This window comes from Enterobacter sp. DC1, assembly GCF_000568075.1.
Taxonomy (GTDB): domain Bacteria; phylum Pseudomonadota; class Gammaproteobacteria; order Enterobacterales; family Enterobacteriaceae; genus Enterobacter; species Enterobacter asburiae.
Genome location: NZ_AZUA01000007.1, coordinates 115,177 through 139,143, shown reverse-complemented (window position 1 = coordinate 139,143; position 23,967 = coordinate 115,177). Strand labels below are relative to the sequence as shown.

The window sequence follows — 23,967 nt, the reverse complement described above, 5'->3', positions numbered from 1 at the left end:
AGGAAAAAATAATGATTACTACAAGGGTAAAATTATTCTTGTTACTGGCCGCTGTTTGGATAGCAGGAATATTTGCCACGCTTTTATTTGGACGTTTGTTGATTGCCCTGGTCAGCTTCTTTTTCATCGGACAATTTGATTTTCCAATGAGCGATCTAGTTGAAGCTACTACCCTTGCCATTAGTGGGGGGCTCCTCATTGGAGGACTACAGTGCATTATGGCGAAAGAAAAGAACCGAACCGAAGACCCGCCTCGGTAAGTTGGCTATGAAGAGATTGAGCTACCCCAGCCTCTCCACTCTCGGTTGCAGACAACAACACCGGTGATGCGATGAATGATGCCAACCAGACGATAGCGTGAGCAAGTGCATCTTCGGGCCTGCTGTTCTAATGGTACTAAGCAGAGGCGAGGAGCCTGATACAGAAGAGCACATAGCGGAAGAAGAAAATGTGTGGCGTGCTAAATCTCAACCAAACAAACCTGATGCCGATAATATACTTACTTACCTGTCGAAGAACGGATAGGTATATTGAATGAGGCGGCAAAAAGGGCTCATGAAATGATTTATGTATTATTAGGAATTGCACTTTTCGCTTTTACAGCTGGAACGGCCGTTTTTTTTCGCTTTAGCAAATTGATGGGAAGAAGCGTCCAGTCACCTTTTACCCCGATGTTTTTCTTTGATGCGCTCTTTTTTGGGCTGGGCAGTAAGCGAGACATGAATATCGCAGCTTGTTCATTTATAGTCTTTTTACTAAGCGTATGGGGATTAACTTATTTAAAATTAAGCGCACATTTTTGGGGGAGTCGAGAAAGCTATTTTGGTCTCGTGATCGCCGGGATTTTCTTTCTAATTATGCACTGTCGCTATTGCGCAAAAAATGTCGTTATCAAAAATGATGGGCTTGCACCCATGAGAGAATTGACCAGTATCAGGTTGTCCAGCCTCACTAGCCCCTTTTTATGGTTAAGTCGGGTCGGGTATCTGGGTTTTTTTATCGGAATGATACGTTGAAGCGAAATGTGGAAAAAGAGAGAGCCTCAATCTCGACGTACTGCCAAACGAAATATCAATATCACGAAAGCGATTATGGTAGTTATAGAAATGATGATTAATCCTCGATTAAAACTTTTCCTGTTACTGGTATTACTCTGGATGTCAGGCCTCTTTATCACTATGGCTGCAGGCCGTCTGCTAATTGCAGCGGCCTCGTATCTCTTCCTTAATGATTTTGATTTCAAGTGGAGCGACTTGATTACTGCGCTCAAAATCTCTGTAGGCGCAGGGTTCATCATTGGAGGGGGGCAGTCCCTGCAGGTGAAAGAGAAAAAATGAAAATTACATTTTTTTGGGCTTCAAAGGAAGAGAATGCGGCTTACCCCAGCCTCTCCACCCGCGTCTCCCCCTCAATCATTGACAGCTGATACAGCGAAAACGACCTCTGCTTCTCAATCAACTTCGCCAGCTCCGGCGAGTGGCTGGTGAGCCAGATCTGCGAGTAGCGGCTGGCCTCGGCGATTAAGCTCGCCAGCGCTGGCAGCATCTGTGGGTGCAGGCTGTTTTCCGGTTCGTTCAACGCGATAAACGCCGGTGGGCGCGGGCTTAACAGCGCTACCGCCAGGCACAGAAAGCGCAGGGTGCCGTCGGAGAACTCCGCCGGTTCCAGCGGCCTGCTAAGACCTTCGCGCTGCATCATCATGCGAAAACGTCCGCCGGTGTTGTCGCTGTAAAACACGCAGCCGGGGAAGGCCTGGTCGAGGATGCGCATCAGCAGCAGCTCGTCGCCAATCTCCACGATGGTCTGAAACGCGGCCGCCAGGTTGGCACCATCGCTGGCCAGCACCGGGGAGCGGAAGCCGACCTGCGGAGCCCGCATCGCCGAGCCGGACGCGACGGAAAACTCATGATAAAAGCGCCAGTTACGCAGGGACTCGCGCATCTGCGACACTTCCGGATAAAGATGCGGTTCGCCGAGCTGTCCGAACACCGATTCATTCTCGTACAGCGTGCCGCTGTGGGTCACTTTCTCGTGATGCACGTTGTTCAGAAACACCGCCTGATTCTTACGCTTCATCAGCTGTGACGAAGGCCGACGGTGCTGGCCGCTCAGCCAGATGGACTCCTCTTTGATAACCGGGTCGAGCTGAAACTGCGAGGGATAGGGCAGCTTCTCCACAAACCCGACCTGCAGCTCGTATTCGTAGGTCTCTGTTTCCACCGCCAGATTCATCCGCCGCAGCTGGTCGCTGCGGGTTTTACCTGCCCAGAACACCTTCAAAATGCCGCCCTCGTTTGCCAGCGCCTGGGAAAATTGCCCCTGGGCGGCGCTGTGCATCAGGTGTATCGCCTTGTAGATATTGGATTTCCCGGTGCCGTTCGGCCCGAAGACAATGTTGAGCTGCTCCAGCTCCAGCGACATGTCGCGGATGGATCGGTAGTTTTGAATATGCAGGGTGTTGATCACAGGCAGGCCCCTTTTGCAGAATAAGCCTGTATATAATCACAGTCTTTGAGATGAAATGCAAAAAAGAGACGACAGTGAGGATGTCGTCTAAACGGGGTACTGCTTTGGGCCTCTACGGGTCAATGGGGCCTTCGCATTTTTATGATCACTTGACTGCCAGACGCAGACCCAAATCATCAGGATAGGGATCAAAGTAGTTTTGCGTCATCAGATACCGGTCGGGGTATTCGGCCAGGTAGTGCTTCAGCAGCGTGATCGGGGCGAGAATAGGCAACTGTCCGTTGCGATAGTGCAGGATCACGTCGCGCAGCTCGCCGCGCTGGCGGGTGTTCAGCTGGTTACGGAAATACCCCTGGATATGCATCAGCACGTTGGTGTGGTTCTTCCGCGATGCGGGTTTTTTCAGGATGGTCATCAGTTTTTCCCGGTACGCCACGAAAAAGGCGTCCAGGTCTTCCCACTCGTGCAGCGAGGCAACGAACGGGCCGATTTCACGGTAGCCCGCCTGATGGTGCGCCAGCAGCTGCAATTTATAGCGGCTGTGGAAATCCAGCAGCCCACGGCGCGTCAGACCTTTAGCGCGCAGCGTGTTTAGCTCGTGCAGGGCAAATACCCGCTCGATGAAGTTTTCCCGCAGCACCGGGTCGTGCAGCCGACCGTCTTCCTCGACGGGCAGCCACGGGTAGGTTTCAAGAAGGGCGGCGGTGAACAGCCCGACGCCCTCCTTGCGGCCCCGGTTGCCGTTTTCATCGTACAGCCGCACGCGTTCCAGGCCGCAGCTTGGGGATTTTGCACAGACGATAAATCCCGACAGATCGCCGATTTTTGGCAGATAGTCCGCCGTGAAGTCGGCCATTTTCTGTGTGAGGTCATCGTGAGGCGGCTTGCTGAAACGGAGCTGCGTTTCGCCGCTGTCCGTCAGCGTCAGGCGTATGGCCGGGCGAGGCGTCGGCAGACCGATAGCCATTTCCGGGCAGACGGGCCTGAAATTCACCCACTGGGCCAGCTCATCCATGACGAAGCCCATACGCTTGTGTCCGCCGTCAAAGCGAACGGCGGATCCGGTCAAACATCCGCTAATACCGAGTACAGGTTTCGTTGTCATGGTGTAGTCCTCCCGTTCATATAATTAAAACTTACACAACATGACTAATTTGTCCAAGTATTCGCGGAACTATTTTTTTATTCCTTTAGAATCAAGGCGTATTAACTGCCCTTGTAGGTCGAGTAACCGTACTGGCTCAGCAGAAGTGGGATGTGCAGCTTCTCGTTGGTGCGGGTCACGGTAAACAGCACCGGGATCTCCGGGAAGAAGGAGTCCAGCTTTTTGCCGTGGAAGTACTCTGCGGTTTTGAAGGTCACTTTATACACGCCAGGCTGCATGTCCTGATCCTGCGGATAGAGCGATTTGATACGGCCGTCGTGGTCGGTTTTGCCGCTGGCAATCGGGGACCATTTGTCCTGCTGCTGCTTCTCCAGCGTAACGGTCACGTCTGATGGCGGCATCCCGGTTTGCTGGTCGAGAATGTGGACGCTCAGCGTGCCGGCAGGGGCGCTAAAGGCGGCAGGGGCAAAGGCCATCGAGGCCAGGATCAGCAGAGGGGCAGTTTTTTTCATGGTGTTTTCCTGTTGAGTTATTCGTCACAGGAAAACGTTAGCATCTGCGGCGCGGGAAAATATTCAACTTTTCGTGAAGATTTCCGCAGGAGAAAATTATCAGAGGATAATCACTTCAAGCGATACCTGCTGCTGCCACTGCTCCACCTGTTTTTTCCGCCCGGCGGTGAGTTTGCCGCTGGTGACCAGAAGCCATTTGCGCTCCGGGAAAATTTCCGGTGCCAGCGCGTCAGGCGGAACCGGCAGGATGTCGATTCGGTGGCCCTGCCCGGTGCGCGTTAAGGCTTCGAGCCAGATCTCGCACGGGTCGTTCAGGTGCCAGCCGCTGAGCAAAATATTATCGCCCGGCGCTTTTTTATCGCCTTCGAGGCAAAACGAGGTGTAGGCGATGATGATGCCGTCGAGGATCGCGCGCAGGGTCATGGCGGCGGCGACGTTTGCCGAAACCTGGCTGCGCAGCGGGCGCAGCACGTTCGCGACCAGCTCCGGCCTTGGGTATTCTCGTCCGGCGTCGTAAATCATCTGGCGCAGGGACTCGACCTTGCCGTCCTGCAGGCGTTGCAGCATGTTCTGCTGCAGGGTTTGCCAGTTGTTGGTCCGACCCGGCATCGGGCGTTCCAGCAGCGGTTTGACCTGGCCGATCGGGACGCCTTTTTTGACCCAGTCGAGAATTTTTAGCGCCTGCTGGACGTCCTCGTCGCTGTACTGGCGGTGGCCGCCTTCCGTGCGCTGTGGCTTGAGTAAACCATAGCGACGCTGCCACGCCCGCAGGGTGGTGGCGGTGATGCCGCTGAGTCTGGCGAATTCGCCGATGGAGTAAGCCATGTCCGTGTCCAGAGTGGAGGAATACTCTCAATATACTACGAATTTTCCCGAACGGGATGAAGCGCCGAAACGGTGCACTACACTTAACGTCCAACCGTGCAAATGAAAGGAATTCTCATGAAGCTATGGCCTGTTGTGACCGGTGTTGCCATTGCGCTGACGCTGGTCGCCTGTAAATCCCCCACGCCGCCGAAGGGCGTGCAGCCGATTTCTGGTTTTGACGCCAGCCGCTATCTCGGAAAATGGTACGAGGTCGCCCGTCTGGAAAACCGCTTTGAACGCGGGCTGGAGCAGGTAACCGCCACCTACGGCAAACGCAGCGACGGCGGCATCAGCGTGCTCAACCGGGGCTACGATCCGGTGAAGAACAAGTGGAACGAGAGCGAGGGGAAAGCGTACTTTACCGGCGAGCCAACCACCGCCGCGCTGAAGGTGTCCTTCTTCGGCCCGTTCTACGGCGGCTATAACGTGATCAGGCTGGACGATAAGTACCAGTACGCCCTGGTCAGCGGCCCGAACTGCGATTACCTGTGGATCCTGTCGCGCACGCCAACCATTCCGGATGCGGTGAAGCAGGATTACCTGAACACCGCGCGCAGTCTGGGCTTCCGGGTTGACCAGCTGGTGTGGGTGAAGCAGTAGGCCCTACTGGTAGGAAAACGTAATGCTGGCCAGCGCGTTGGCCGAGCCGGGGACCAGTTCGCCGGTTCGGATGTACTGCGCCTGGAACGGTAACGTGAGCGTCTGCGCCGCCGTGGTGCTCTGGATTAAGAACTGGCCGGTCGCACCCGCGGCCGAGCTGTCCGGCCCCATCGTCAGCGGCCCGCTGCCGTTGTAGAAAAACTGCACCCCAACACCGGACGCCGTGGAGTCTCCGGTCAGGGTTACCACCGACGAGGTGTTCGACGGCGTGGTCTGATCGGTCATCACGGCGTGAACCGCCACGTTCGCGTCGCAGGTCAGGCCGACGGTAAACGTTCCCGATGGCGACGTGCTTCCCACCGAGGGCAGAGTGCGAATATCAATGGTGCCCAGCGCCACGCTGGCGTTTTTGCTGCCGACCGTACATCCGCTGGCGGTCACCGTGATGGTGGTCGGGCTGATGATGACCTGCGCCGTTTTCGTCTCGTTGTTATAGGCGGTTAATACCGCGGCGTTGATGGTCGGGATGTTATAGACGCCGGATTTCAGGGCGGCACCGGTTTTAATAAAGGTGACCTTTGCAGACCATCCCAGATCTTGGGCATACCCACTGGTGCCCTCTGCCGGGTAGCTTTGCGTGATACCGGTTTGCAGGGGAATATATTGCGTACTCTTAAAATCCTTCAGCCCGATGATATACCCCACGCCCGGCACGCCGGTTTCAAAAATGGTGTAGTTTGCGCCGTCGACGGTGACCGTCGCACCGCTTGAGATGGCGCTGCTGCTGGGCTGCAGCGTCCCTTTGGTGCAGGTAAAAATAAGCCCGCACCAGAACACCTGCTGCACGCTGGCGGTGGCGCTCCAGGTCGAGCCAATAATGCTGCCCGGCACCACGGAATCCGCTGGCCCGCTGTAGGTCATTGGCTGAGGGGAGAGCGTAATGTCCGATTTCCAGTCCAGCGCCTGCACGCTGGCGCAGAAAAGTAATCCGCCGAGAAGAAACGCTAAACGCATCATAGATACTCCGTTGTCCAGGTGGCGAGAGCTGACACCTCGCCGGCGCTTACCGGCGTAGAGGTGGCAACCAGCTGCGCGTAGAAGGTCATCTGTACGCTGTCATCCCCCGCGGTTCCGTATGCGGTGGTCTTTGTATTCAGGGGAATGAGTACGCTCTCTTTATCGAGGATCTGCACCGCCACGCCGGTAGCGCCACCGTCGGCAATCTTCAACAGCTGCGGGTTGGCATCATCCGGCGTACCGCTGAAGCGAATTTTTACGCCAGCAAAGGTTGGCCCGCACGCTTCAAGCCTGAGCGTGAAGGGCGTTTTGATATTGCTGACGGCCCCGGCACGGCTGAACTGTTTAATACCAATGGTGCCCAGCGGCACGTTTTGCTCCCCGGAGTCCTGCGCCACCACGCAGGTATTGCCGATCAAATTGCCGGTGACGGAAACCAGCACGTCGTAGCCGCGAACGGGGAGCGTGAAAACCAGCAGCAGCGCAAGGCAGCCGATCCTAATCGTTACTGACATACCACCTCCTGAGAATAGAGACCGGTGCGGGCGCTATAGTGCTGCTTGTTTAAGGCATAGGTAATGGCGCAGCGCTGGCGGCTGCCGCGACCCCACACGGCGTTCAGCGTGCCCTTCTCTGACAAACCGGAGAGATACAGGCTGCCGCCATCGCCGACGATGCCGCTGGTTTTGTCATCATCGAGCGAGACCAGCGTGCCGAAGGGGAGCACGTCGCTGCCGTGACGCACGATAAACATCGCTTTTGCCCCCTGGTGCGTGGTGAAGGTGGCGCGAACCAGGGCCCCGTCGGTAGGCGTTTTGTTGGCGATGGCGTTTTCCAGCTCCACGTCGTTGCCGGCGGTCGTTACGTCCAGCGCGACCTGGTTAACGCGGTACGGCGTGGCGTACGGGATCACCGCATAGCCACGGCTGTCCGTTTTGATGCCCTTATGGTTAAGCACGGCGACGCTGCTGGCCCCCGGGGCTTTTACCAGAATGTTGGTATTTCCGAGCGGCTGGCTCAGCGTCAGGCCATCTTCATGCACTACCGCACCTCCGCTGATGCCGTAGCTGAGGTTGCGGGAGTCGCTGGCGTAGCTGTAGCCCAGGTTGTAGTCTCCCCACGCGCCTTCGTACTGCAGGGTGGCATCGCCGCCGTAGTGCTGCTGGGCGCTGTAGCGCTGGTTGACGCTATAGAACAGGTTTTCCTGGCCCGGCAGGTAGCCGCTCACGCCCGTGCTGGCGGTTGTACCGGTGGAGTCTGCATGGGTCGTGGTAAAGCGCGCGCGGGTCGACAGCGCCGGGTTGCCCAGCGGGACTGAAATCGACATCGACAGGATGTTATCTTTCTTGTCGTCATACAGGCTTGAGCTTCGCTGAACGCTGACGCCAAGCGACACGTTGCGAAACGTGGCGTTCCACGCAAACTGCAGGCTTTGCGTGGTATTTGACGTGTTCCAGTATGTCTGCTGATCCCACGACAGTGACAGCGAGCCGTATTGTCCCATCGGCTGCGACAGCAGCAGCTGGTTTTTTGCCTTGCGCGACATGCGCAGGTTGTACACGGTGTCGTATTGGGTGGTGACGGTGCCATCGTCTTCCACCGTCTGCTTTGGCGATCCGCCCGACATGCCTTTGTACGTGGTGTCGCTGAGGGTATAAAACCCTTTCGTGGAGTAGCGCAGCGAGAAGAAGTTCACCCGCGTGCCAATGTCGTTCAGCAGCTTGCTGTAGCGCAGGCGCACCGAATCACCGCTGTAGTGCCGATCGTCCGCCAGCTGGCTGCGGGCGTGGGTCAGGTCGATGGAGTAGGCGCCAAAGCGGCCGAGGTTCTGCCCAAACCCGAAGGCCAGGCCGTTATAGCGATCGGCAAACTGCGCTCCACCGTAAAACGTCAGGCCGTATCGCCAGCCGTAGAACAGCTCGCCCTGCGCGAAAGAGGGCGCATCCTGATTGCCCGTCGGACGGTATTTCCCGGCGCCCAGGGCATATTTCACCTGTCCGTTACGCACCAGGTTCGGCACGCTGGCAAAGGGGAGCGTGTATTGCGTTTTGCTGCCGTCATTCTCCTGAATGGTGACCGCCAGATCGCCGCCCGAGGAGGTCGGGTAGAGATCTTTCAGCACAAACGCCCCCGGTGGAACGGAGGTTTGATAGATGATGTTGCCGTTCTGGCGAACCGTGACCGTGGCGTTGCTGCGCGCGATGCCGCGAACTTCAGGCGCATAGCCGCTGAGGCTGGCGGGCAGCATGTTGTCATCGGTTTTCAGGGCGATACCGCGCAGGCCCACGGAGTCGAACACCTGCGCCGAGGTATACGTTTCCCCGGCATACACCTGCGCGCGCAGGGCGTGAATATCGCGCTGCAGCCAGGTCTGCACATGGGTGAGCTCATTGCTGTCTTTGGTCCACGTGGTGAAATCACGCAGCCGCCACGCGCCGAGGTTGACGCCGCTGTTGAGGCTTGCAAACAGCTGTTGTTCCCGCGTGCGCGTCTCGCCGCGATACTCATTGTTCGAGCCATTGACCACGTAATTGAGCCACGCGGCAGGAATGCCCGCCTCCCAGCTTTCCGGGCTGACGTACCCGCGCGGCAAATTGCGCATCGCACTTTGCGGTACGGTGAAGCTCAGGGTGAGCGTCTTCTGGTCCAGATCAAACTGCGCATCCGCTAACGCCTTCGTTAAGAAGATGCAGCGCTGCGCCAGCGGCAGGCCGCCGCCCTTCGCCTGATGGCTATCGATGCCCAGCGCGTCGAATTGTTCAGGCGTGAGGCAGGGCAGCGCTTCACCCGTGCTGTCTTCAGCAAGGCGGAACGTGACGTTACCCGTGAACGCATAATTCGTATTGATATACACGTTGAGGTTGTAATCACCCGGCGGCAACGCGCTCCCGGCGTTGACCCAGGCGAGATCGGCGCTGTTTGCGCTCTCGCCGTTGAGGAACGCGGGGTTAAATTGCAGCTCGCTTTCAGCAGCCACGGCTTGCCGAATCACCAGGGAGATCACCGTGGCGCACAGGATTTTTATTTTCACGTGGTCACGCCTTACTGTTTTTTATTATTGGGATAACGACGCGCGGGTGGCGGGGGTCCATGCCCCGTAATCGTTAATGGTCTGATAGCTCATGCTGCCCGCATGGCTGAAGGTTTCCGCCAGCGTCACGCTGCCTTTCGGGGGCACCATCACCGGCTGCACCGGCATACCGTCAATTTTCACGTTGATGGTGGTGAGGTAGTACGGCGTGGGGTTGCTGAGCGTGACTTTTCCGGCGCGGTAGGCTCCGGCCAGTTTTTTCCACGCCTCTCCCGGGCTCTCGCTGAGACCTTCCGGGCGATAAAAGACCTTGATGCGGTTAGCCGACGCAAACTGCAGCGTATTCCCGGAGCCGCTTTTAGCCTGCTGGGGGATGGCTTTGACCGTCATCCAGTAGAGCGTCTCCCGATCCTCTGGCAGGGCTTTGCCGTTAAACATGATTTTCACCGCGCTTTCGCTGGCCGGTTTCATGACGTACAGCGGCGGCGTGATCGCGAAGTCGTTGGTGCGTTCGCCTTTCTCATTCTCCATCCATGACTGGATGAGGAACGTAGCGTCGGGATGGGTGTTTCTCACCTGCATCATGGCCTGGCTGGTGGCGCTGGAGTAGACCATTCGCGTTGCGCCCAGCCCCACGCCGCCGGCATAGACGGCGGAGGAACATAACGCACCCGCCAGGCAAATCCATGTGTTTACGCGCATAGCGTTTCTCCTGAAAGCTAAGACAGGCCCGGCCGCAGACCGGGCCTGAAGATTACGAATAGGTCACGGTGTAGGTTGCGACGGCGCTGGCATCACCCGCGGTGGCGCCGCCCTTCGGCGAGTAATATTTCGCGCTGAAGTTCAGGGTGTTGGCGCCCTTACGCAGAGGGATGGCCGCAGCAGGTTCACCCAGGTTCACCACGTTGCCCTGCTCGTCATAAAGGCGAATAGCCACGTTTTGCGCAGAGTTGGCGCTGCCGTTTGCCCCGACGGACAGGCTATTAACATCGGAAGTATCCGGCGTGCCGGTGAAGGTGACGGCCACGGTTGTGGCGGCAATCGGGTTCTCGTCCGTAGAGGCGGAGGTATCGGCGATTTCGCAATCTTCCAGGGTGATGGCAAACGCTTTTGCCGTGCTGGCAACGCTGCCTGCCGTCTTCAGCGTTGCGGTACGCACTTCACCCATATCCACGTCAATGTTGGCGCTTCCTGCGCTGATGGCGCAGGCGGAGGTCACCACTTTGCCGCTAAAGTTCACCGTGCCGCCGCTGGTGCCGGCAGCCAGGGCCGTGCCCGCTGGCAGTAATGCCGCAATAGCGATCGCGAGCAGCGTTTTATTATTGAATTGAGCTTTCATTGTCCTGATTCCATTATGGTGTTATGTCGAGATTTGCTCTGAAAGCAGCAGGTCTAACTGGTTAAAAAGACCAGCAAATCTGTCTTGTTCCTGAGCCCGAGTTTTCTTATCGCTGAGCTTTTTAACGCGCTGACACGACGGTAAGAAAGCTGCTCTGTTTCGGCGATGTAACGCATATCCAGACCCTTTCGCAGTTCCTTCAATACCCTCCATTCACCCGGCGTCAGCGATAACGCCGTGGGTTTTTTTATTGGGCGATAACGGCTATCGACCATTTTTAATACGCTGGCACGCCAGTGATAAAGTGGGTCCTGCAGCGAGAGATAGGCGTCTATTTCACCGCGTATCCACAGCCAGGAATTTGCCGGTGCGGAATACATGCAAATAAGTACGTCGGGGTAAAGGACTTTCATCTTCCTGATATATTTCAGGCAGTCATATCCCGCGTGATATTTCTCCATGCCGGATAAAAAAATCACGTCCACCGGTGCGGCCGCGAGTATCGTTTCGACCTCCGCATAATTATCGACTGATGCTGTAATCTGCATAGCCGGGACAATATTTTTTAATAACGCGGCGATCCCCTGGCGCGCAAAGTGATCTCCACCCAGTAGCGCGATATTTAAATGACGTGTGTTGTTGAGCTTATTCGCCATGTCATTCCCTCGATTTATAATTGTAATGAGACTCGTCTGTCTGGCAGAACGATGCCTGTATTTTCGAAGCAATTAAGCATTGCACGGTGTGAGCCCACTATACTCAGGGCGTAAAAGAGGTAACCTGAATTAATCTTAATTTGTTTTAAGTACGGTTTAGGTGTAGCGTCAATTTCTCCTCGCTGAACCGGCTTTTGCTTATCTGCCTGTAAATAATCATACCGGTAGTTTTTATTGAAAAGTTAGCTTTAATAAATGTTTTGTAAGGAAATAGTCTGGTGACGTCATGCGACGCGGGTTGTTACTGACGGTGGCTAACAGTTTCGCACCGAAATTGTTAATTAAGACGACGGCTTTCGAATTGGTCGTAATTTCGAAACCCGCTGGCAGAGCGCGTCCTCTCTGCATTTTATTAAAAAAACAAATTAAGCACGCTGAATAATTCAGACAACGGTGGCTAAAGCGTTCAACGGGCGCCTTTGTCGAGTTTTGTCAGTGTCAAGATGGCTCTAAATGGCGGTTAAGAAAACTTCAGGCCGGTCAGATAAAGAGAAAGGAAAAATAAGATTTTTCGCCAGGCGCCAGGATATACAGTTGCGCATTAATCCGTCACATTAATCCTTACACAGGCGAGGGATACGCAGGTTAACCGTGAAGGGAATCTACTGGAGCAACAGGCGTTGACCGGAGGTATTTAGCCCATTCTATGCATAAGCATTACATTATTAATGGCCTGGTAGAGTTTCATCCAGCGGCCAGCACATTACGCGATCTCAACAATCCTGACCGGGTGGTGGTATTAAATTCCCCGGCGGGGCGCTGTTTGTTGTTATTAATTGAGAGAGTCGGAAGTATTGTGACTCAACAGGAGTGCATGGATATTGTCTGGCAGCGCCGGGGGATGCTGGTTTCGCCTAATACCTACTACCAGAATATTTCTATTCTGCGTAAGGGGCTGAAGAAGGTGGGGTTTGAAACCGATCCGATTGTCACTATCCCGCGGATTGGGCTGACGCTCGCAAGCGATACGCAAATCACCGTTAAAGAGACGCAGCCGCAGGCTGAAGAGGAAGAACGTGCTGCTCCGGATGTCTGCGAAGAGACTGTCGCCCCGACGGTATCGACGCGCCGCTTCTGGCTGCCGGGCGCGCTGGTGCTATTGCTGATGCTGGCTGGCGTGAGCGTTATCAGCCATAACCTGCTGCATGACAGCTATTTCGTCGACGGGTACCGCTTCGCGATGAAGATGGGCGAATGCCAGCTCTATTTTTCTCGCGATATTGAAACGCAGCGCGACCGGGATAAAGCCCTGGCCTATGCCGCCCCGTTTAAGGACCAGTGCGCGAACTATCCCTGGGTGTACGTCAGCGGCTACATCCTGCTGCCTCGCGCATCGGTTATTCGCTGTGACAGGCCGATGACGGAACCCAACCGCTGTATGTCCGATTATTTTATAGAGGATCGCTAGTATGGTTCGCTACCGTCAAACGCTTGTTGCGCTCTGCCTGTGCCTGCTGATGGGGGCTGTCGTGGCGGCGTATTACCTCTGGCATCGCCATTACATCCAGCCCTTTTCCTGCCAGGCGAACTTTATTCAGCATCACCGTGATGAAACGCTCTCTCTGTGGCTGAATTACACCGTGGAGGGCAGCAGCGGAATACTCAGCATGAATGGCCGGTTGAAAAGCGATCCTACGAAAACCCTGAATCGCAAAGTTTTCTTTCAGATTGAGCGCAAAGACAGCGTCTATAATCTGACGTCCATACGCAATATGAAATTTCCGGACGACAACATCAGCGACAGCTGGCTGGAGAAGTACGAGCCCTTATTTTTTATCTATCCAAATAAGAATATTTATATGCGTATTAAGAAACAGCAGAATGAGAATTATTTATTTATTCTGGGAACGCTGCCGACCTATGTGTGCCACACGTCAAAAAACGGATAGCGACAGGAAGAAGTGTTTTTAAGTTTTTGCGACCATCATTTATGCTTGATTTAACAGCCAGGACCTATCTTAGGAAAATATAACAGCAACAATAATGTTGCGGTAATGTAATTATTCTTCGGCAAGTTAATGAAAAATATAATTGATGATAGCGTCAGAATGACGCCTGCACGGAATAAATCCCTGCATATGGGTTTAATCCTGTGGCCCCATTTCTCGCTTTTAGCATATTCAGGATTGATAGAGGCGTTACGTATTGCATCCAGCGTCCAGAAGCGCAGCCAGAAAATACGCTTTAAACTCAGCCTGATAAGCACTTATCCCGACTTACCGGTAGTGAGCAGCTCAGGGCTCAGCGTGCGGCCCGAGGCCGCCCATGCGCCGCCCGGCGACTTTGACTACATTGCGGCGATCGGCGGAGGTCTGGAGCATCTTCATCAGGGACACCGTGGCGACAGAGCGTTTCTCACGGATGCTCATCACAACAACGTTCCTCTGATCGGTATTGGTACCGGCAGCTTTATTCTGGCGGAGGAAGGCTTACTGAACGAGCGTCGCGCCTCGATTCATCCTCATCACCATGACGTTTTCACGCAGCGGTTTCCGCAGGTTTATGCTGAGCAAGGCCTCGATTTTATCGACGAAGGCGATGTGCTGACCTGCCCGGGCGGGATCTCAACGCTCACCCTGATAACGGCGCTTATCCGCGCCCACGGGGGAGACGACATTGCGGCCACCACCTCCCGGCGGCTGTCCCTTCCTCCGCATGACGCCGCCACGCCGCGGCCCGCGAATATCGCTATGATCCCTGATTCACGACTGCGCAGGGCGGTGACGATCGTCGAACAGTATCTGACTCACCCGCTGAACGCCGCCAGGCTCGCGCAGGACGTTAAGCTGAGCGAACGCCAGCTTAACCGCCTGTTTCACGCCGAGTTTGGCAAAACGGCGCGGGAATTTATTCGCAGCGCCAGGCTGCGCTATGCCTGCTGGCTGCTGAAAAACTCTCAGCAAAGCGTGACGGATATTGCGCGGCGGATGCGGTTCAGCGACTGCGCCCACTTTATTCGTCATTTTCAGACCGAGTACGGCTGCACGCCGGGGGTATGGCGCACGTCGCAGAACTGATGCACCTATTTCGTGCTTTCTTCGTAGGGTATTACTGGCTCGCCTGGATAGACTTCCGTTAAAAGCCTAACGGAGGGAAGACGACATGAACTGGCAGCCTTTTCGCGGCGATGCACCGGAAAATATGACGATTTTCAGCGCGTCATTTCCCGACGTCAGCGACCAGTGGCCGATGAAAGACGACGCTGCCCGTGAGATCGCCTCCCTTGACCGCGCCCTGAAAGCCGAGCCCGCGCTCCGGCCTCCGAGAGTGGAATACGACGAAGGGGGGCAGGCCGTGCTTGTCCCGCAGAACCGCTATTCCGAACAGGCCTTCCGCAACCGCCCGGCGCTCACCGCCTGGCGCACCCGGCTGGTGCCCTCCGCGCTGGCGCTGTTTGTGGTGCAAAACCCGCTGGAAGATCGCCTGCCCGACGGCACGAAAATGGACAGCGACAGCCGCCAGTGGTTTATCCACGCTAACGATGCGATTGGCGTGCGCTCCCGAGCCAGGGTACTGGCCGCGCTGGTGGATAAGTACATTCATAATGAAAGCGAGAACAACTGGGTCAGCCTCGCGAGCGGTGCCGCCATCCCGGTGCTGGAGGCGCTGCGCGAGGCAAAGCTCGACGGTCAGCGGGTGTATCTCACGCTGGTGGACAAAGACCCGGTGGCGCTCAGCTGGGCCGAAACCATGGCGGCGCAGGAAGGGATTGTGGTGGGCGAACAGCTGACGCTGCTCAAGCGCAACCTGCTCCATACGCTGGTGCGTAACGAGGACCTGCTGCTGGAGCTGGGCGAACATCAGTCCGAACTGGTCGACGCGCTGGGGATCTTCGAATACTTCAACGATACCGATGCGGTGATTTTTCTCCAGCGTGCCCTGCGGCTGGTCAAGCCCGGCGGCGCGGTGATTGTGTCGAACATGCTGACCAGCAGCCCGCAAATTGACTTTGTGCTGCGCGGTATCGGCTGGGAGGATATTTACCCGAGGTCGTTACAGCAGCTGCAGGATATCCACCTCGCGGCCGGCGTGCCGGTGGAAAACGTCACCGTGGTAGTGCCGAAGGATGGAGTGTATGCGGTGATGGAGATTAGGGTTTAGCGCGAGCTGTGTGGGGGGGCAAACCGCACAATCGGTGCCCTCTCCCTGAGGGAGAGGGCTAGGGTGAGGGGGAACAGGGCGCACTGAGTTACTTGAATTAACGTTCTAAACCGCACATGATCCCCCCATGAAAATAGAAACCGCACTCCCCACACATTTCGAGCGTCTGGTCGCGATCTGGGAATCCTCCGTCCGCGCCACCCACCACTTTTTACAAGAAAGCGATATTGCGGCGCTGCGCCCGCTATTGCTCAACGCGTATCTGCCAAACCTCAAGGTCGTAATCGCTCGCGATGACGCAGGCGTTATTCACGGCTTTTTAGGCGTGGATGAAAATCGCATTGAAATGCTGTTTGTTGACGACGCGAGCCGCGGGAAGGGCGTCGGGAAATTGCTGCTGCAACACGCCATCGCAGCGTTCGGCGCGAACGAAGTGGACGTGAATGAGCAAAATCCGCAGGGCGTCGCGTTTTATCGCCATATGGGGTTTGAGCAGGTCGGACGCTCGGAACTGGACGGGCAGGGGAATCCGTTTCCGCTGCTGCATATGCGGTTGGGTGAATGCTAACTTAACGCAAATATCACGCTTGTTAGATATGAAATGCAACGCGTTTTCCTGTGGGAAGTTCAACGTCGATACAGAGTTTCCCACCCATTGCTTCGATGTAGCGCTTAAGCGTGGCAATTTTTAGTTCATTTCCACGTTGCTCAAGCTGCGTTACTGCGGGTTGGCTCACCCCCATCAGATCGGCAACATTTTTTTGCGAAAGCCTCAGCTCTTCACGTAAAAGTTGCAGACCCGTCTCGAGGATCATTTCATCTGCCATCTCTTTAATACGTTGTTGGCTTTCCGGTGAACGTGACGCAATCACTTCATTTAAGGTTTTCACTTGGTTGCCTCCAGGCTTGTCAGATGAAAGGAAAATTCGGCATCTGCGATGCGAATCATTTTTTCATAAAAGGCTTTGTCATTACTCTTATCGCCCGCGCAAAGCACAATGGCTTGACGGATAGGATCAAATGCGAAGAAAGCACGTATCGGACGACCAGCATATTGAATACGTAATTCCTTCATATGGTTATACCGTGAGCCTTTAACCGTATCTGCATAGGGGCGAGGAAGACGTGGCCCATAGTTTTGCAGATTTAACAGGTCTGCCAGTACCTTATCCTGTAATCCTTCTTCCTGCTCAAGCAGCCATTGCTCGAATACCTTTCCGAACAGAACCGTCCACATGCTTTCGTCCATGATAAGCTGTAGCTTATAAATAGAATATAAGCTGTAGTGAATAAATGCAATGGCTGTCATCGACAGCCAGGTTGTTAGTGGCAAGAGTATGACAAAGAAGGGAAATCAAACGGATCGCGCAATTAAAAAATTGCGAGGCGCTTTCCAGCGTATTTTCTATTCATGCTGGCTAGTGAACTATCCGGGATAACCTGTTAGTTGAATGTTAATCAACTTTGCGACCAGAAAATTTTTTCATGAGATACCCATTAATAGTTCGAACATATTTACCTTACAGATCGGCCATGGCTGCCGGAGATTGGATTAAGTCTCAAGAAAAAGAAACCAATTTTGACCGCACAAAGAGCACGATGAAGAACATCCGGTTCGAGGATGAGCTTTTGGAAAAGATTGAGAAGGCTGCGGGTAAGGGAAATTTTAGTAAGTGGGTGAAAGAGGCTTGTAGGCTTAGGCTTTTGAGTGAGTAGTCATCAAAGCTTTATAGGTAGTGTTAACGATAAAATAGATGATAAGTTCGGAATATATGTTCCAAACTTATCATTGATGATGATTTTATAATTATCATTTATATACTTAAAATGTATTAGTCGATTTTAACCGAATCTGCTTTTAAATTTTTGCGAACTGATTCGTCGTTGCATTTTTCCGTTACAATTGGGACATAAATGTTTTTTCTTCCCTTCAGTTTCCCATGTGTAGTATTTCTTCTTAAAGGGATTATGGCAGATATCACACTGTCTGGGCTTCAATATAGCACCAATAATGACCATTAAAATTACAGAACCTATAATCCATTCCATCTTCCCTTGGTGAAAATTTTGAAATGGGGGAGAGAATAACACTCAATATTTAAATGAATAAGTGATCATGTTTACATAAGGTGACTGGAATGGGGGAACTATTTATTAATGTAGTTTTTTATTAAAGCGGATGGCATTTTGGCGGAAGATCACAGGAGTCGAACCTGCCCGGGAACGCTGGCGTCCCCAACTGGATTTGAAGTCCAGCCACCTCACCGGAGATGACGATCTTCCGCGCCTCGATTGCTACATGGAGGCGGGGCGCATTATAGCTACTTTCAGGCATTTACCACATACCCCGACACACTTTTTTCACCTCTCTTTTGACCTGTACACCCCTGTTTCAGTTAATTCCTAAGAAAATCCTCATGTTAGCCCCTCGGGCGTACAACATTTACCGCGATCACAAAAAACAAGAAACGTAATCTGCTAACCAGAAAACGCAATACCCGCTCCTGAAACAATGGTTTAAAACTTTGTAACCGGTCTCAGCGCCCCCTACAGCGTGAAGGATAAAAAAGATGAGCGAAGTATTGTCAGTTAAAGAGAAGATTGGCTACGGCATGGGAGATGCCGCCAGCCACATCATTTTTGATAACGTCATGTTGTACATGATGTTTTTCTACACCGATATTTTCGGCATTCCCGCCGGGTTTGTCGGCACCATGTTCCTGCTGGCGCGCGCGCTGGATGCAATCTCCGACCCGTGCATGGGGCTGATTGCCGACCGCACCCGCAGCCGCTGGGGCAAGTTCCGTCCGTGGATTTTGTTTGGTGCCATCCCGTTCGGCATCGTCTGCGTGCTGGCCTACACCACGCCGGACCTCAGCCTCAACGGCAAAATGGTTTACGCCGCCGTTACCTACACCCTGCTGACCCTGCTCTATACCGTGGTGAACATCCCGTACTGCGCGCTCGGCGGCGTGATAACCAACGACCCGACGCAGCGTATCTCCCTTCAGTCCTGGCGCTTTGTGCTGGCGACCGCAGGCGGCATGCTCTCCACGGTGCTGATGATGCCGCTGGTGAAGCTGATTGGCGGCGACGATAAGGCGTTCGGCTTCCAGGGCGGGATCGCCGTGCTGTCGGTGGTCGCGTTCCTGATGCTGGCATTCTGCTTCTTCACCACCAAAGAGCGCATTCAGGTGCCGCCGAGCACCACCTCCATGCGGGAAGACCTGCGCGACATCTGGCACAACGACCAGTGGCGCATCGTCGGCGTGCTCACCATCCTCAACATCCTCGCCGTCTGCGTGCGCGGCGGGGCGATGATGTACTACTGCACCTGGATCATGGGCTCGCCGGAGGTGTTCGTCGCGTTCCTCACCACCTACTGCGTTGGCAACCTGATCGGCTCCGCGCTGGCGAAACCGCTCACCGACTGGAAGTGCAAGGTCAGCATCTTCTGGTGGACCAACGCCGCGCTGGCGGTGGTCAGCGTGGCGATGTTCTTCGTCCCGATGCACGCCACGGTGCTGATGTTCGCCTTTATCTTCGTCATCGGCGTGCTGCACCAGCTGGTGACGCCGATTCAGTGGGTGATGATGTCCGATACCGTCGACTACGGCGAATGGACCAACGGCAAGCGCCTGACCGGCATCAGCTTTGCGGGAACGCTGTTCGTGCTGAAGCTCGGCCTGGCGCTGGGCGGGGCGATGATCGGCTGGATGCTGGCAGGCGGCGGCTACGACGCGGCAGCCAAAACTCAGAACAGCGCGACCATCAGCATCATTATCGGCCTGTTTACCCTGGCCCCGGCGGTCTGCTACGTGCTGAGCGCCATCATCGCTAAACGCTACTACACGCTGAAAACCCCTTTCCTGACCAAAATCATGGGCGAGCTGGCGCAGGGCGCGCGCCGCAATCAGCAGGAGTTTGAAAACCTGCCGGTCAGCAAAGAATTACAGAACTAAGAGGACGAGAGCATGAAAATCAGTGATGGAAACTGGCTTATTCAACCGGGCCTGAACGTGACGTATCCGGTGCAGGTGTTCGACGTGGAGCAGCAGGGCAACGACCTGGTGGTGTTTGTTGCGCCGCGCGACGTGCGCGAACGCACCTGGCAGCTCGACACGTTGATGTTCACGGTGCGCCTGTTTGCCCCGCAGGAAGGGATTGTCGGGGTGCGCATCGAGCACTTCCAGGGCGCGCTGAATAACGGCCCGCACTATCCGCTGAACGTTCTGAAAGACGTGAAGGTAGAGATTGAAAACAACGCCGAGTTTGCCGAGCTGAAAAGCGGCAGCGTCAGCGTGCGCGTCACCAAAGGCGAGTTCTGGGCGCTGGATTTCCTGCGCAACGGCCTGCGCATTACCGGCAGCCAGCTGAAAAACAACGGCTACGTGCAGGACAGCAATGCCGACCGCAATTACGTGTTCGAACGTCTGGATCTGGGCGTGGGGGAAACGGTCTACGGACTGGGCGAGCGCTTTACCGCGCTGGTGCGCAACGGGCAGACGGTCGAAACCTGGAACCGCGACGGCGGCACCAGCACCGAGCAGTCCTACAAAAACATCCCGTTCTACCTGACCAACCGCGGCTACGGCGTGCTGGTGAATCATCCGGAAAACGTCTCGTTTGAAGTCGGCTCCGAGAAGGTCTCCAAAGTACAGTTCAGCGTGGAAGGGGAATATCTCGAGTACTTCGTGATCGACGGCCCGACGCCGAAAGAGGTGCTGAACCGCTATACGCAGTTCACCGGGCGTCCGGCGCTGCCGCCTGCGTGGTCGTTCGGCCTGTGGCTCACCACCTCGTTCACCACTAACTACGACGAAGCGACGGTAAACAGCTTTATCGACGGCATGGCCGAGCGCGACCTGCCGCTGCACGTGTTCCACTTCGACTGCTTCTGGATGAAGGCCTTCCAGTGGTGCGATTTCGAGTGGGACCCGGTGACCTTCCCGGATCCGGAAGGGATGATCCGCCGCCTGAAAGAGAAAGGGCTGAAGGTCTGCGTGTGGATTAACCCATACATTGGCCAGAAATCCCCGATCTTCCGGGAGCTGAAAGAGAAGGGTTACCTGCTCAGGCGCCCGGACGGCTCCCTGTGGCAGTGGGACAAATGGCAGCCGGGGCTGGCGATCTATGACTTCACCAACCCGGAAGCGTGCCGGTGGTATGCCGACAAGCTGAAAGGCCTGGTGGAGATCGGCGTCGACTGCTTTAAGACCGACTTCGGCGAGCGTATCCCGACCGACGTGCAGTGGTTCGACGGGTCCGATCCGCAGAAGATGCACAACCACTACGCCTACATCTATAACGAGCTGGTGTGGAACGTGCTGAAAGAGACGGTGGGGGAGGAAGAGGCGGTGCTGTTTGCCCGTTCGGCGTCCGTGGGTGCGCAGCAGTTCCCGGTGCACTGGGGCGGCGACTGCTACGCCAACTATGAATCCATGGCCGAAAGCCTGCGCGGCGGGCTGTCGATTGGCCTGTCCGGCTTCGGGTTCTGGAGCCACGATATCGGCGGGTTCGAAAACACCGCTCCGGCGCACGTCTACAAACGCTGGTGTGCGTTCGGGCTGTTCTCCAGCCACAGCCGCCTGCACGGCAGCAAATCCTACCGCGTGCCGTGGGCGTACGATGACGAGTCCTGCGACGTGGTGCGCCACTTCACCCAACTGAAGTGTCAACTGATGCCGTATCTGTATCGCCAGGCGGCGCTGGCGCGCGAGTTCGGCACGCCGATGCTGCGGGCGATGATGCTGGAGTTCCCGGACGATCCGGCGTGCGATTATCTTGACCGCCAGTACATGCTGGGGGATGCGGTGATGGTTGCGCCGGTGTTCTCCGAGGCGGGCGACGTGCAGTTCTACCTGCCGGAAGGACGATGGACGCACCTGTGGCACAACGACGAAATTCAGGGCAGCCGCTGGCATAAGCAGCAGCACGATTTCATGAGCCTGCCGGTCTACGTGCGCGATAACACCCTGCTGGCGCTGGGCAGCAACAACCAGAAGCCGGACTACGCGTGGAATGAGGGGACGGCCTTCCAGCTGTTTAACCTGGACGACGGCGCAACGGCGGTGAGCGAAGTGCCTGCGGCGGACGGCTCCGTGGCGTTTACGCTAAAAGCGTCACGTCGGGGCGACATCATGACCTTTACCGGCGCGGGAGACGCGCAAAACTGGTCGGTGTGCTTGCGCAACGTGCAGAAGGTGAGCGGCGTGAAGGGCGGTTCACACGCGGGCAGCGAGTGGGGTGTGGTGGTGAAAGCGGAGGGGGATGAGGTGGTGGTTCACTTCTGAGCCGTAAAAATGCCCGGTGGCGCTTCGCTTACCGGGCCTACGATAATTATGCGGTCTGATGCCCTCACCCTGACCCTCTCCCACAGGGAGAGGGAACAAACATCAAAAACGGCAACAGGGTTGCCGTTTTGCATTTACTTTGCGCCACCCGGCTTGTTTATTGCACCGGTGTTGAAACCACACCGCCCGTCATCGTCTGCTGCACCTGCTGTTTATCCATATTCACCGCGTTCAGCTTGCCGCTCACCGTCGGCTTAAGCGGGGCATTCGCCTGCACGCTGCCGCTGGCGGTGAGCTGAATATTGCCGTCGCCCGTAATCGGCAGCGCAGGCCAGCCCCACTGCTGCAGCACGTTGAGCGGCACGCCGCGACCGTTCAGGCTCACCGTGGTCTGCCGCTGTGGCAGCTGTGAAACCGTCGCCGTGGCTTCCAGAATGCCTTTCTCGGTAAACGCGCTCAGGTCGGTAATGTTCACCGTGGCGGCGTTCGCATTCAGCGCCAGCGACGGACGGCGCACGTCCACGCGGTTAAAGGTCGCCGCCGCGCCGTTCAGGGTTGCGCTGCCGCCCCAGACGCCCCACTGGCGATCTTTCACCAGCTGCAGGTTTGCGCCATAGCCGTCCAGAGAGGTGATCTGCCACGGGAAGGCGGGATCGATGTCGATCACCAGGTTGCGGCTCAGGCCGAATTTTTGCAGCGTGACGCTGTTCAGCCATTCCGGCAGAGGCTCCATCCAAAGCGTTTTCCAGTTTTCAGGCAGGGTATACTCCAGCCCGGCAATGGCAACATCGTCCAGCACCAGCGCTTTACCGTCGCGCAGCCAGTTACCGGAGGTGCGCACCATGCCGCCTTCCCACCGGGAGGTGAACTGACGCAGCGCCATGCCCTGCGGGGAAAACTCCGCATTCAGGATCGGGTCGAAAAGATGCAGCGAGCCGTAGATAAACTCGCTGGCGTTCATGGACAGGCGGCCTTCCTGGCTCTGCCAGTCGCCTTTGCTTAACGTCAGGTTGCGCAGGCTTAAATCGAGATCGGTTACCGCCCAGTCCGGGCCCTGAAGCCGGGCGTCGGTCACGTCCAGACGACCAATCTGCAGAGAGGGGATGGTGGCCAGCGGCGCGAAGAACGCCATCAGCGTTTTATCGCTCTGCAGGCGGATCTCATTCAGGCGCATCGTGTCGATAATCCAGCTCCCATCGGCGTTGCGCAGGGCGGAGCCGGTGAGTGAGCCGCGGGCCATGTCGGCGCCAATCGTTTTCAGCACCACTTCCTTACCGTTAAGCTGGCCCTCGATCAGCACGTTGGTGGCCGGTACGCCGTTCAGGGTCAACGAGCCTGCGCTCATCTGGATCTGCGCATTGTTCCCCAGCACGTTGCCCGCTTCCGGCTGCCACGGGCTGACGCCGCCAGTAACCTTCTGCGCGCTCAGGTCCCATTCGGTATTCGGGCTGTTAAACGCCATATTGTTCAGCTGCAGGCGATCCGCCTGGAACGGCAGCGGTGCCGTCTGGGGCGAGAGATTCAGCGTGCCGTCGAACAGGGTGATGGTGTCCATATGCAGCGGATCGGTTATCTGGCGGCTGCTCAGGCCTATATCGACTTTTTTGGCTACCAGCGTGGCGGGTTTACCGTCCCGACCGAAGGTGACGTTTTCCAGAATGATGTGGGAAGGCGACGAAAAGCGGTGATTCATCTTGTCGAAACTGAGTTCGTAGTCGGTATTCACCGTCACCCAGCTGCTGACCTGAGACGCACCCCAGCGGGTCTGGAGCAGAATGTAGAACGCCAGCAGCACAATGAGCAGGGCTACCAGAAGATAGATGAGGAGCTTTCCAATAAATTTCATGGTCTTCCATCCCGCAAAACGCACATAAGGGAGTTATGCACGATTTATGCGCAATCCTCAAGGCGGGAATGGTG

Annotated in this window: 25 protein-coding genes and 1 tRNA gene; 12 read left to right on the top strand and 14 right to left on the bottom strand. The window is 55.9% G+C overall.

Annotation, left to right across the window (positions count from 1 at the left end; genetic code table 11):
- The first annotated feature begins 11 nt into the window (after positions 1–11).
- The 3 genes from P346_RS04165 (at position 12) to P346_RS04170 (ending at position 1,337) form a co-directional block, all read left to right on the top strand.
- On the top strand, positions 12–260 hold the full coding sequence (locus P346_RS04165; RefSeq protein WP_032661984.1) for a hypothetical protein: 249 nt from the start codon (positions 12–14) through the stop codon (positions 258–260).
- A gap of 300 nt (positions 261–560) precedes the next feature.
- Positions 561–1,016, top strand: coding sequence for a hypothetical protein (locus P346_RS0121930; RefSeq protein WP_032661983.1), 456 nt, complete (start codon positions 561–563; stop codon positions 1,014–1,016).
- A 75-nt stretch (positions 1,017–1,091) separates the two neighbouring features.
- A complete protein-coding gene (locus P346_RS04170; RefSeq protein WP_032661982.1) occupies positions 1,092–1,337 on the top strand; it encodes a hypothetical protein in 246 nt (81 codons plus the stop codon).
- 40 nt (positions 1,338–1,377) lie between these two features.
- Here P346_RS04170 and P346_RS04175 read toward each other — a convergent pair whose 3' ends face one another.
- The 4 genes from P346_RS04175 to P346_RS04190 all read right to left on the bottom strand — a co-directional run bounded on the left by P346_RS04175 (position 1,378) and on the right by P346_RS04190 (position 4,908).
- Positions 1,378–2,466, bottom strand: coding sequence for an AAA family ATPase (locus P346_RS04175; protein WP_032661981.1), 1,089 nt, complete (start codon positions 2,464–2,466; stop codon positions 1,378–1,380).
- A 145-nt stretch (positions 2,467–2,611) separates the two neighbouring features.
- Complete coding sequence (locus P346_RS04180) at positions 2,612–3,571, bottom strand: YbgA family protein (protein WP_023333995.1); 960 nt, start codon at positions 3,569–3,571, stop codon at positions 2,612–2,614.
- Between the two features lie 101 nt (positions 3,572–3,672).
- Positions 3,673–4,083, bottom strand: a complete 411-nt coding sequence (gene uraH / locus P346_RS04185) for a hydroxyisourate hydrolase (protein WP_032661980.1) — start codon at positions 4,081–4,083, stop codon at positions 3,673–3,675.
- Positions 4,084–4,182: 99 nt separating this feature from the next.
- On the bottom strand, positions 4,183–4,908 hold the full coding sequence (locus P346_RS04190; RefSeq protein WP_032661978.1) for a MerR family transcriptional regulator: 726 nt from the start codon (positions 4,906–4,908) through the stop codon (positions 4,183–4,185).
- A gap of 117 nt (positions 4,909–5,025) precedes the next feature.
- Between P346_RS04190 and P346_RS04195 the strand changes: the two genes are divergently transcribed.
- Positions 5,026–5,550: a lipocalin family protein gene (locus tag P346_RS04195; RefSeq protein ID WP_032661976.1), complete on the top strand. Its 525-nt coding sequence runs from the start codon at positions 5,026–5,028 to the stop codon at positions 5,548–5,550.
- Between the two features lie 3 nt (positions 5,551–5,553).
- Here the strand turns inward: P346_RS04195 and P346_RS04200 are convergent, their stop codons facing one another.
- Genes P346_RS04200 through P346_RS04225 form a run of 6 tightly spaced genes read right to left on the bottom strand, consistent with a single transcriptional unit; the run spans position 5,554 to position 11,593 of the window.
- On the bottom strand, positions 5,554–6,564 hold the full coding sequence (locus P346_RS04200; protein ID WP_032662104.1) for a fimbrial protein: 1,011 nt from the start codon (positions 6,562–6,564) through the stop codon (positions 5,554–5,556).
- Entirely contained in the window at positions 6,564–7,082 is a 519-nt protein-coding gene (locus tag P346_RS04205; RefSeq protein WP_032661974.1) for a fimbrial protein, read from the bottom strand. The genes P346_RS04200 and P346_RS04205 overlap by 1 nt, the downstream gene beginning before the upstream one ends.
- Entirely contained in the window at positions 7,073–9,598 is a 2,526-nt protein-coding gene (locus tag P346_RS04210; RefSeq protein WP_032661972.1) for a fimbria/pilus outer membrane usher protein, read from the bottom strand. Before P346_RS04210 ends, P346_RS04205 begins: the two co-directional genes overlap by 10 nt.
- A 24-nt stretch (positions 9,599–9,622) precedes the next feature.
- On the bottom strand, positions 9,623–10,300 hold the full coding sequence (locus P346_RS04215; RefSeq protein ID WP_032661971.1) for a fimbrial biogenesis chaperone: 678 nt from the start codon (positions 10,298–10,300) through the stop codon (positions 9,623–9,625).
- Between the two features lie 52 nt (positions 10,301–10,352).
- Positions 10,353–10,937 carry a fimbrial protein gene (locus tag P346_RS04220; RefSeq protein WP_032661969.1) on the bottom strand — a complete coding sequence of 195 codons (585 nt, stop codon included), beginning with the start codon at positions 10,935–10,937 and terminating at the stop codon, positions 10,353–10,355.
- Positions 10,938–10,990: 53 nt separating this feature from the next.
- Positions 10,991–11,593, bottom strand: a complete 603-nt coding sequence (locus P346_RS04225) for a helix-turn-helix transcriptional regulator (protein WP_032661968.1) — start codon at positions 11,591–11,593, stop codon at positions 10,991–10,993.
- 706 nt (positions 11,594–12,299) lie between these two features.
- Between P346_RS04225 and P346_RS0121925 the strand changes: the two genes are divergently transcribed.
- The 5 genes from P346_RS0121925 to P346_RS04245 all read left to right on the top strand — a co-directional run bounded on the left by P346_RS0121925 (position 12,300) and on the right by P346_RS04245 (position 16,322).
- Positions 12,300–13,061 carry a winged helix-turn-helix domain-containing protein gene (locus P346_RS0121925; protein ID WP_032661966.1) on the top strand — a complete coding sequence of 254 codons (762 nt, stop codon included), beginning with the start codon at positions 12,300–12,302 and terminating at the stop codon, positions 13,059–13,061.
- Between the two features lies 1 nt (position 13,062).
- A complete protein-coding gene (locus P346_RS04230; protein ID WP_032661964.1) occupies positions 13,063–13,542 on the top strand; it encodes a hypothetical protein in 480 nt (159 codons plus the stop codon).
- 189 nt (positions 13,543–13,731) lie between these two features.
- Positions 13,732–14,670: a GlxA family transcriptional regulator gene (locus P346_RS04235; RefSeq protein ID WP_084492170.1), complete on the top strand. Its 939-nt coding sequence runs from the start codon at positions 13,732–13,734 to the stop codon at positions 14,668–14,670.
- Between the two features lie 85 nt (positions 14,671–14,755).
- Complete coding sequence (locus P346_RS04240) at positions 14,756–15,754, top strand: class I SAM-dependent methyltransferase (RefSeq protein ID WP_032661962.1); 999 nt, start codon at positions 14,756–14,758, stop codon at positions 15,752–15,754.
- Positions 15,755–15,881: 127 nt separating this feature from the next.
- On the top strand, positions 15,882–16,322 hold the full coding sequence (locus P346_RS04245; RefSeq protein ID WP_032661959.1) for an acetyltransferase: 441 nt from the start codon (positions 15,882–15,884) through the stop codon (positions 16,320–16,322).
- Positions 16,323–16,344: 22 nt separating this feature from the next.
- Here the strand turns inward: P346_RS04245 and P346_RS04250 are convergent, their stop codons facing one another.
- Together P346_RS04250 and P346_RS04255 are read right to left on the bottom strand one after the other, a co-directional pair.
- Entirely contained in the window at positions 16,345–16,644 is a 300-nt protein-coding gene (locus tag P346_RS04250) for a helix-turn-helix domain-containing protein (RefSeq protein WP_032661956.1), read from the bottom strand.
- Positions 16,641–16,991: a type II toxin-antitoxin system RelE/ParE family toxin gene (locus P346_RS04255; protein WP_032662102.1), complete on the bottom strand. Its 351-nt coding sequence runs from the start codon at positions 16,989–16,991 to the stop codon at positions 16,641–16,643. Before P346_RS04255 ends, P346_RS04250 begins: the two co-directional genes overlap by 4 nt.
- A gap of 296 nt (positions 16,992–17,287) precedes the next feature.
- Here P346_RS04255 and P346_RS0121920 point away from each other — a divergent pair, with 296 nt between their 5' ends.
- Positions 17,288–17,470 (top strand): YlcI/YnfO family protein, encoded by a 183-nt coding sequence (locus P346_RS0121920; RefSeq protein WP_032662101.1) that lies wholly within the window; start codon positions 17,288–17,290, stop codon positions 17,468–17,470.
- 472 nt (positions 17,471–17,942) lie between these two features.
- Here P346_RS0121920 and P346_RS04260 read toward each other — a convergent pair.
- A tRNA-Sec gene (locus P346_RS04260) sits at positions 17,943–18,037 on the bottom strand.
- Between the two features lie 287 nt (positions 18,038–18,324).
- Between P346_RS04260 and P346_RS04265 the strand changes: the two genes are divergently transcribed.
- The gene (locus P346_RS04265; RefSeq protein WP_032661953.1) at positions 18,325–19,716 is read left to right on the top strand and encodes a glycoside-pentoside-hexuronide family transporter; all 1,392 of its coding nucleotides are present in this window, start codon (positions 18,325–18,327) and stop codon (positions 19,714–19,716) included.
- 12 nt (positions 19,717–19,728) lie between these two features.
- Complete coding sequence (gene yicI, locus P346_RS04270; protein WP_032661951.1) at positions 19,729–22,047, top strand: alpha-xylosidase; 2,319 nt, start codon at positions 19,729–19,731, stop codon at positions 22,045–22,047.
- A gap of 157 nt (positions 22,048–22,204) precedes the next feature.
- Here the strand turns inward: yicI and P346_RS04275 are convergent, their stop codons facing one another.
- A complete protein-coding gene (locus P346_RS04275; protein WP_032661949.1) occupies positions 22,205–23,893 on the bottom strand; it encodes an AsmA family protein in 1,689 nt (562 codons plus the stop codon).
- Between the last annotated feature and the right edge of the window lie 74 nt (positions 23,894–23,967).